Source organism: Streptomyces sp. NPDC054956 (assembly GCF_053609185.1).
Map to the genome: position 1 here is coordinate 1 of NZ_JBSGXB010000559.1, position 2,449 is coordinate 2,449.

Annotated in this window: 5 protein-coding genes; all 5 read left to right on the forward strand. The window is 77.3% G+C overall.

The features are described from left to right. Positions 1-278: 278 nt before the first annotated feature. From ACWGDE_RS38195 to ACWGDE_RS38215, 5 genes are read left to right on the forward strand one after another with little or no spacing between them, the layout of a single operon-like run. A complete protein-coding gene (locus ACWGDE_RS38195; protein ID WP_453393685.1) occupies positions 279-713 on the forward strand; it encodes an Asp23/Gls24 family envelope stress response protein in 435 nt (144 codons plus the stop codon). Positions 714-723: 10 nt separating this feature from the next. Then, positions 724-954, forward strand: coding sequence for a hypothetical protein (locus tag ACWGDE_RS38200; protein WP_453393686.1), 231 nt, complete (start codon positions 724-726; stop codon positions 952-954). After that, positions 951-1,313: a hypothetical protein gene (locus ACWGDE_RS38205; RefSeq protein ID WP_453393687.1), complete on the forward strand. Its 363-nt coding sequence runs from the start codon at positions 951-953 to the stop codon at positions 1,311-1,313. The genes ACWGDE_RS38200 and ACWGDE_RS38205 overlap by 4 nt, the downstream gene beginning before the upstream one ends. Continuing rightward, a complete protein-coding gene (locus ACWGDE_RS38210; protein WP_453393688.1) occupies positions 1,310-1,840 on the forward strand; it encodes a DUF6286 domain-containing protein in 531 nt (176 codons plus the stop codon). Before ACWGDE_RS38205 ends, ACWGDE_RS38210 begins: the two co-directional genes overlap by 4 nt. Then, positions 1,837-2,385 carry an alkaline shock response membrane anchor protein AmaP gene (locus tag ACWGDE_RS38215; RefSeq protein WP_453393689.1) on the forward strand — a complete coding sequence of 183 codons (549 nt, stop codon included), beginning with the start codon at positions 1,837-1,839 and terminating at the stop codon, positions 2,383-2,385. The genes ACWGDE_RS38210 and ACWGDE_RS38215 overlap by 4 nt, the downstream gene beginning before the upstream one ends. Positions 2,386-2,449: the final 64 nt, after the last annotated feature.

Below are 2,449 nucleotides of genomic sequence, written 5' to 3' on the forward strand. Positions count from 1 at the left end.
GGGCGGAGCCCCAGGGGCTCGGGCGGATCCTCGAGCCGACGGGTCCGGGCCGGGCCCCCTCCAGCCCGTCCGGCGCTTGAGGACCGGGTCCGGGCGGAGCCCGGGGAACCGCGCGGCGGTGCGGATCGAGCGGGCGGGTAGCGCCGCGCGGCGGCGGTGCGGAGTGCGCAGGCCGGCACCGCTCGGGCGGAAGAGGGGCGCAAACGCCGCGCAGTCCGCGCGGCGGGGCGGGGCGCGGCTTACCGTGGTCGGGAGCCCACCGCGTGAAGGGACACGAGATGACCGAATCCGCATCGGGCGGCAGCGCCGCCAAGCCCCCCGGCGACCGCGGCCGGACGACCATCGCCGACGGGGTCGTCGAGAAGATCGCCGGCCTGGCCGCCCGCGAGGTGGTCGGCGTCCACGCCATGGGCAGCGGCAGCGGCCTGTCCCGTACCTTCGGCGCCGTCCGCGACCGCGTCCCCGGCGGGGCCAAGTCCGCCGTCGCCCGGGGCGTGAAGGCGGAGGTCGGCGAGGTGCAGACCGCCCTCGATCTGGAGATCGTCGTGGACTACGGCGTGTCGATCCGCGACGTGGCCCGGGCCGTCCGTGAGAACGTCGTCTCGGCGGTGGAGCGGATGACCGGCCTGGAGGTCGTCGAGGTCAACATCGCGGTCAGCGACGTGAAGCTGCCCGACGAGGACGACGAGGAGCCGGAGTCCCGACTGCAGTAGAGGAGCCCGCATGAGCATGGCGGTCGTCGGCCTGGTGGCCGGCATGGCGCTGGGGTTCGCCGGCTACTTCGGCGGCTTCGGGGCCTTCCTGCTGGTGGCGGCGCTCGGCGCCATCGGCTTCGTCGTCGGGCGGTTCCTCGACGGGGACCTGGAACCCGGCGACTTCTTCCGCCCCCGAGACCGAGACCGGGACCGCGACCGCGACCGGGGCGGCCATCGCGACCGGGACCGGGACCGATGAGCACGCCCCGGCCCGCCCCGCCCCGCGTGCCCGCCGCCGAGCGGGGAGCGACCCGTATCGCCGACCGCGTCGTGGCGAAGATCGCCGCGCAGGCCGCGCGCGAGGCCCTCGCCGGAGCCGGCGCCGCCCCGCCGCACACCACCGTCACCGTGCACCACGACATCGCCCGCGTCCGGGTGGCCCTGGAGCTGGCCTACCCCTCCGACCTCGCCGCCCAGTGCGCGGCCGTACGCCGTCAGGTCGCCCTGCGCGTCGAGGAGTACGCGCAGATGTCCGTACCGGAGGTCGACATCGACATCGAGCACCTGCGCACCGAGCGGGCCCGGCCCGCCGCCGGGCGGGACCGGCGGCTGCGGTGACCGCCCGGTTCCGCTCGCCCCGCCGGGTTCCGGCCGCACTGGCCGCGTTCGCCGTCCTGGGCGTGGCGGGGCTGTTCCTGTACGACCTGGCGGCGGTACGGGCCCACCGGCCCGGCATGGGCTGGCGCCGCGACCTCGGCCACGCGCTGGAGCGCAACACCCCGGCGGACCTCGGTGTCCTGATCGGCGGCGGCGTCCTCGCGGCGGCCGGGGCCGCCCTGCTGCTGTACGCCCTTACCCCGGGACTGCGCGGGATCCTCCCGATGCGCTCAGCGCACCCCGACGTCCGCGCCGGACTGGAACGCAGGGCCGCCGCGCAGGTGTTGCGCGACCGGGCCATGGAGGTGTCGGGGGTGCGGTCGGTACGGGTCAAGGTGGGCCGGTCCCACATCGGGGTCCGGGCCGTGTCCCACTTCCGCGAACTGCACGAGGTACGGGCCGACCTGGACGCGGTGCTCGCCGTCGGGGCCGAGGAGCTGGGCCTGGCGCACGGGATGCGGTCGAGGGTACGGGTGGACCAGCGGTGAACCTGGGGGCCGTGAACCGGGTGCTGCTCGCGCTGCTCGGACTGGCGCTGCTGGCCGCGGGGGCGGTGGTGCTGACCGGCTCCTGGCCGTTCGCGGGCCGCGACGAGCCGCTGCTGACGGCGTACGGGCGGCGGGACCTGCCGCCGTGGTGGGCGGTGCTCGCCGGGCTCGGCCTGTGCGTACTGCTGGCGCTGTGGTGGCTGCTGTCCCAACTGCGGCGCGCACGGCTGGCCGCGGTGCTGGTGGACACGGGTGACGGGGCCTTCGCGGTGCTGCGGGGCCGCGCGCTGGAGGAGGCCGTCGAGGCGGACGTACTGGAGGCGGTGGAGGGCGTGGCCCACTGCCGGGTCGCCCTCCGGGGGAAGCGCGGGGCCCCGGCCCTGCGGCTCGCCCTGGAGCTGGAGCCGCACGCGGTGCCGGCCGACGCGCTGGCCGCGCTGGCGGGCCCGGTCCTGTCCCGCGCCCGTGCCTCGGCGGGACTCGCCGCCCTGCCCACGGAGGCCCGTCTCCGCGTCACCCCCCGCCGGGCGCAGCGGGTGACCTAGGCCGTCTCTTCCGGATCCTGCCTGACCCGCGCCGCCGGAGGGCGGGGGCGCCCCGGCCCTCCCC

What these genes read in the sequence shown, in the direction of transcription:
- ACWGDE_RS38195 (WP_453393685.1), top strand. Translation starts at nt 279, where the DNA reads ATGACCGAATCCGCATCGGGCGGCAGCGCCGCCAAGCCCCCCGGCGAC.
- ACWGDE_RS38200 (WP_453393686.1), top strand. Translation starts at nt 724, where the DNA reads ATGAGCATGGCGGTCGTCGGCCTGGTGGCCGGCATGGCGCTGGGGTTC.
- ACWGDE_RS38205 (WP_453393687.1), top strand. Translation starts at nt 951, where the DNA reads ATGAGCACGCCCCGGCCCGCCCCGCCCCGCGTGCCCGCCGCCGAGCGG.